Origin of the sequence: Empedobacter sp. UBA5528, from assembly GCF_002426075.1 — a bacterium.
In the GTDB taxonomy this organism is placed as follows: domain Bacteria; phylum Bacteroidota; class Bacteroidia; order Flavobacteriales; family Weeksellaceae; genus Empedobacter; species Empedobacter falsenii_B.
Genome location: NZ_DINY01000051.1, coordinates 94,319 through 100,474, shown reverse-complemented (window position 1 = coordinate 100,474; position 6,156 = coordinate 94,319). Strand labels below are relative to the sequence as shown.

General features: G+C 30.1%; 5 protein-coding genes. All 5 read left to right on the top strand.

The features are described from left to right. Positions 1–271, top strand: a 271-nt coding sequence (locus B4L98_RS11670; protein ID WP_414646669.1) for a transposase, incomplete at its 5' end; no start/stop codon positions are given. 91 nt (positions 272–362) lie between these two features. Continuing rightward, the gene (locus tag B4L98_RS11665) at positions 363–3,359 is read left to right on the top strand and encodes a SusC/RagA family TonB-linked outer membrane protein (RefSeq protein WP_291078296.1); all 2,997 of its coding nucleotides are present in this window, start codon (positions 363–365) and stop codon (positions 3,357–3,359) included. 9 nt (positions 3,360–3,368) lie between these two features. Beyond that, positions 3,369–4,868, top strand: a complete 1,500-nt coding sequence (locus B4L98_RS11660) for a RagB/SusD family nutrient uptake outer membrane protein (protein WP_291078294.1) — start codon at positions 3,369–3,371, stop codon at positions 4,866–4,868. Positions 4,869–4,956: 88 nt separating this feature from the next. Next, positions 4,957–5,628 (top strand): hypothetical protein, encoded by a 672-nt coding sequence (locus tag B4L98_RS11655; protein WP_219033889.1) that lies wholly within the window; start codon positions 4,957–4,959, stop codon positions 5,626–5,628. 88 nt (positions 5,629–5,716) lie between these two features. After that, positions 5,717–6,145 (top strand): helix-turn-helix domain-containing protein, encoded by a 429-nt coding sequence (locus B4L98_RS11650; protein WP_286496462.1) that lies wholly within the window; start codon positions 5,717–5,719, stop codon positions 6,143–6,145. Positions 6,146–6,156 lie beyond the last annotated feature (11 nt).

Here is a 6,156-nt window from a genome sequence, read left to right as displayed (position 1 = left end):
CTTATTTAATGAAGTTAATATACGATTAGAAACACCGAAAAGATCGAATCAAAAAGATTACAAACCTCAGTTTTATACATTCAAAAAGTATCAAAAAAGAATTGAAACTTTATTTTCTCAACTATGCGATCAATTTATGATTAGAAGAAATTATGCAAAAACTTTTGAGAGGTTTAAAACAAGAATTCTAGCTAAAATTACTGNNAAAAACTCAAATTATTTAAAATGCACAACGGGTACTGAATATAATAATGTAAAGTTATTTCTTTAAAGATGTTGATAAATAAAAAAAATAGATCACTTTTTGGAATTCTTAAAAAAAAGTTAGAGTTTTGTCTAAAATGTTATAAAATATTAAAACTATGAGGAGAAGATTAACATCTTTGGGCTTATTAGCTTTCCTAGGACTAGGAACAGTGGCTTTTGCTCAAGTAACGGGTGTAGTTAACGATGCTAACAATTTTCCAGAGTCAGACGTAGAGGTAACTGTAAAAGGTACAGATAAAGTTGCGTATACAGACGGAAATGGAAATTTTAACATTGATGCTAAAGTAGGTGATACATTAGTGATCAATGGAAAAGAATTTAAAGTGACTTCTACTAATTTAGGAGCTTTGAAATATTCAGATGAAACTGCTTTAGAAGAGGTAGTTATTACAAGTATTTTCGATTCTCCTTCTAAATCAGGAGAAACAGTTGTGTCTGGTAAAAGTTTAGAAAATTTTAACCCTTCATTATCTGTTGATCAAATGTTAGGTGGAAAAGTTTCGGGATTAACTTCTCAAGCTCAGAATGGAGCGCCTGGAGCTACTTCTAATGTAACAATCCGTGGAGCTATGGGATTAGGTGGAGGTAATAAATCTCCATTATTTGTAGTGGATGGTACTTATATGTCAGTTACAGATATGAATACTATAAATCCACAAGATATTCAGGATGTTACTGTTTTGAAGGATGCTTCCCAATTAGCTATTTATGGTGCTAGAGGTGCAAATGGAGTTATTATAATCAAAACTAAAGGAGCTAAGAAAAATTCTAAATCATTTTCATATTCATCAAGAATTGGTTTTACTGAGATGATGAAACAAAATGATATGGATGTAATGAACTCAAGACAATTATTAGATTATCAAAATAGTTTATCCTCAATCAAAGGAGTAGCAGGTGGAGTGGCTAGAACACAAGCTCAGATTGATCGGTTAGCTCAGATTGATACAGATTGGAATGATTCATTTTTTAAGAACGGTTTAATAACATCTCATTATTTTAATATGGCTAGTAATATTGATGGAGATTCTCAATCTTTTTCAATTGGTTATGATAAAAATTCAGGAGCGGTTAACTATTACAAAGGTTTAGATAGAATTACAGGAACTCTTAATATTTCGTCTAAATTATCAGATAAAGCTAAATATGGAATTAATCTTAATGGGTCTTATCAAACATTAGATGAACCTAGAGATATTAATAACGGTCAAAATGCTTTTTACAGTGTTTTACAAAATAGACCATTTGCTAGTGTTTATAAGCTAGATAATGATGGAAATATCATATATAAAGCTAATGGAGATCCTACATTTAATCAATCTGTAAACGCTATGGGGTATAATGCATTAGATGAAATGTATTATACAAAGAATCAAACGAGAACGTTTAGATTATATGGTTCTGCATTTTTTGAATATGAACTAGCTAAAAATTTATTTGCTAGAACAACATTTGGAGCTACATACAGAAGATTACAATATGAAAATTTTACAGCTCCTTCTTCTAATTTAATGGCTAACATTTTAGGTTCTGGAGGATCGAAAAGTGATCAGAGTCTTGATAGGCTTGATTATAACTGGAGAAACGAGGTTAGTTATATAAAATCATTTAACAAACATAATATTAGAGCAACTATAGCTTCAGAGTATATTAATCAATCGAGCTATTCAATGTCTTTAAGTTCTCAAGGATTTCCTAATGATTATCAAGATGTACAAAGTTTAGCTACAACTAAATTACAGTCTTCAAATACTGCAAGATGGGCTGTGACTCGTTTTGGGTATTTAGGTTCTGTTAACTATGATTATGCAAGAAAATATTTTGTTGATGGTTATGTAAGAAGAGATGGAACTTCTTTAGCTGGATTAGATAATAAATATGGAACTTTTTGGGGAGCTTCTGTTGCTTGGGATATAGCAAAAGAAGACTTTTTAAGATCTAATAAATTTGTTAATAGTTTGATGTTGAAAGCATCTTATGGTGAAGTAGGAGATGATTCAGGTCTAGCAAGATATTCTAATTTGACTTTAATGTCTATGACTGGAACATATAATAGTCAAGGGATTGCTGCTCCATCTTTAAATATTGCAAATCCAAATACTACATGGGAAATTAATAAAAAATTAAATGTAGGATTAGATTTTGCTTTGCTTAATAGATCATTAACTGGTAATGTTTCGTATTTTAAAGATACACGTACAGATTTTTTATTTACTAAAGAGTTACCAAGAGAAACAGGTTCATTTAAAACAACTATTAATGCTGGAGAATTAGTTTCTAGTGGGGTAGAGGTTGAGTTAAATTATGATATTATTAATAAGAAAGAGTATGGTTTAAGTGTATATGGTACTTTAACAAAAATGAAGTATAAAATAAATGACTTAAATGGTTTAGATGAATTAATAGTTTCTGGAACTGTTGAAGATATGAAACATATAAAAGGAGGAGCTCCGTATCAATTTTATATGGTGAAATTTGCAGGTATTAATAGAGATAATGGTAATGCGCAATACTATGATTTAGATGGGAATATAACTGAAACTTATGATGCAGGAGATGCAATAGCGACAGGTAAATCTCCTATGCCTACTTTAACAGGAGGTTTTGGATTAAATGCTAAGTTTTACGGATTTGATTTAAATGCAGATTTTGTTTTTAGTGCGGGAGGTTATACTTATAATAACACCTATCAAATATTAACTAGTCCTACAACAACTAATAATAAAGCTGTTCAAGCAAATGATTATTGGAGAAATCCAGGTGATCAAACAGAATTTCAACGTCCAACGTCAGCTGGATTTAGATATTCTACTCAATTCTTAGAGAAATCTGATTATTTAAACTTTAGAAGTTTATCTCTTGGATATACGTTTGACGAATTATTAAAAGGTACAGGTTTAAAAGGAGTTAGAATTTTTACACAAATACAAAACTTGGCTTTATGGACTAAATTCCATGGTAATCCTATTGCTGGGACTGCAAGTAGTGGATATGCTGTTCCTGGTGATTCTGGATTTATAGCAAACGCATATTCATTATTTTCATATCCAAATACAAGAACTTATTCATTAGGTTTAAATGTTAATTTCTAAAAAAAAAAGATGAAAAAAATTAAAATAACATTTTTAGCTTTATCATTATTATTATCATTTAATAGTTGTAGTGATGATGATATTATGCAAGATTCTCCTACAGGTACAGCTGTAGAGAATTTTTATCAAACTCCTGCAGATTTTACAAGAGCTATATTAGGAGTTTACCAGGGTTTTAAACAATCAGGGTACTATGCTGCATCTAACGGATCTTCAGACATAAATGTTTTAGGAGATATATTAGCAGATGATGTAATATTTAATACTAATGGTCGTCAGGCAAATAGACTAGCATCTACTCAATGGGAGTATGATGGAAATATGACTCCTACTTCAAAATATAATTCATCGTATAATATTATTATGCGTGCTAATTTAATTTTATCTAAAATAGATAATCTACCCGAAGGAGATTTTAAACGTCAAATAAAAGGTGAAGCTTTAGCTTTAAGGGCATTGGTACATTTAGAGGTTGCAAGAACTTATGCTAAAATACCAACTCAAAGTGCAGATGCTTTAAGTTCGCAAGGGATACCATATATAGATAAATATATCCCTTTTGAATCTCCAGGTAGAGAAGAGAATGTTAAAGTAGTATATGATAAAATACTTAAAGATTTTACTGAAGCTTTAAGTAATTTAAACACAAGTACTGGTACTGATAGAATTAATAGTAATACTGTACAAGCGTTGTTAGCTAGAACTTATTTATACTTAGGGAATTATACTAAAGTTATTGAGTATGCGCAACCTGTTGTAAATAAGGTTGATCCTGTAGCTAAAGACCAATTGCTAAACATGTGGAAAGGTATAAATAGTAATGGAGTATTATTTGAAATTCCTTTTGTTTTAACAAATGATCCTGCAATTGGAGTTAGCTATAGTCAAGGAACAAGCAATGCTAGTATCAATATGGAATATTCTGTAGATAAAAGATTTTATGAGTTATTTAATCCAACTACAGAGCCTGAAAGAATGTCAGCTAGTGTGAAATTATTTAATCCAGATAATGCAAACGGAAAGCCTACAACAATTGCTGTTAATAAATATATTTCTGGAAATCCAGCTACAAATATTCCAGGAGTAAATAATGGACGTTATTTGAGAGTTGAAGAAACTATCTTAGATTTAGCTGAAGCACAATATTTATCTGGTGATCAAGGAGGGGCTTTAGCAACATTAAATAAATTAAGAAACAATAGATATTCTTCTTATGCAGGAGGGGAAACTGGAGTAGCTATATTTGATGCAATTATTCTGGAAAGACGTAAGGAACTGGCTTTTGAAACTGGTGATAGATGGTTTACATTAAAAAGATTGCAAAATGTAAATGTACCTGCGCAATATAAAAATGGTATTCAAAGATCAGGAAATGGTTTTTATGCTGATGGAAGTGGAAGTGTTCCTGTTGGACAAACTTTAACACCTACTAGTCATAAATGGCAATTGCCTATTGATCAAGGAACAATCAATAGAAATCCTAATATGACCCAAACGTCAGGATATTAATTTAAGTAATAAAAAAGACTATCTTTTTAAGATAGTCTTTTTTTTATTGACATAATATTTGTAAATTCAATTAAATATAATTTGAATTATGAAAATTAAATATAGTATTATTTTTTTATTTTTTATATGCTATGTAAACGGTCAAGTTAATCTCGACCCATTGACAGTAGGTGTTTCTCAAGGTAGCCATAGAATTCAATTATCTAAAATTGATTTGTCAATAAAAGGTAATCCTTATTTAAAGGATGGACTTTCACCATTTACTATAGAAGGTGCTAATTCTAATGTAAAGTTATTGCGTTATAATCACTACTCTGATGAAATGGAGTATCTAAACGAGAATGTTTCTTATGACTTAGATAAGCTGCAGAATATGATTATTACTTTTATAAATAGTAATAAAAAATTTATTTATATAGAGCATTATAAATTAGAAGATGGTAATTTAGAATCTGGTTTTTTACAAATACTTTCAGAAGGAAAAAATATTAACCTTTATAAAAAGGAAAAAGTAATTTTAAAAGAAATTTTACAAAAAGAAGATATAATGGATGTCGGAACATTAACGAAAGAATATACATCTGATAAGCCAATTTATTTTATGAATTTTAAGAATGATATTATTTTAATTCCTAACAAGAAAAAAGAATTTATTAATTTTTTTAAAGATGATAAGATAAAAGCATATATAAATAAAGAAAAAATTAATTCTACAAACGAATCTGATTTAATAAAATTAACAAAGTTTATAAATAAATAATAAAAAACCCTCGAAGTTTACTTCGAGGTTTTTTTATTTTATAAACTGTCCCGTCCTGAAATAGCGATACAAAAAAGAAATCGTTATTATGGAAGAAAGAAGCAATTATGTAAAACGTACTCAGCGAGATTACAGTATGTCTTTTAAGTTGAGTGTTGTAAAAGAAATCGAGTGTGGGGAGTTATCTACTGTGGGTGCTTGCCGTAAGTATGGCATCCAATCTCGAAGTACAGTTATGAGTTGGCTCAGAAAATTTGGTACCTTTGATTGGGAGAACCAAACACCCTCGAATATGCCAAAGTCACCAGAACAAAAGATCATGGAGCTTGAAGCCCAAGTAAAGCTTTTGCAAAAGCAGAAGGCTTTCCTTGAGAAACAAGCTTATGTGGCTGATAAAAAAGCCATTATTTTCGATATGATGATTAACCTTGCCGAAGAGGAATATCAAATTGATATACGAAAAAACTCACCACCCGAACTATCGAATCTTTCCGAAGGGAACAAAAAGAAACCATAAGTTTCTCCTGT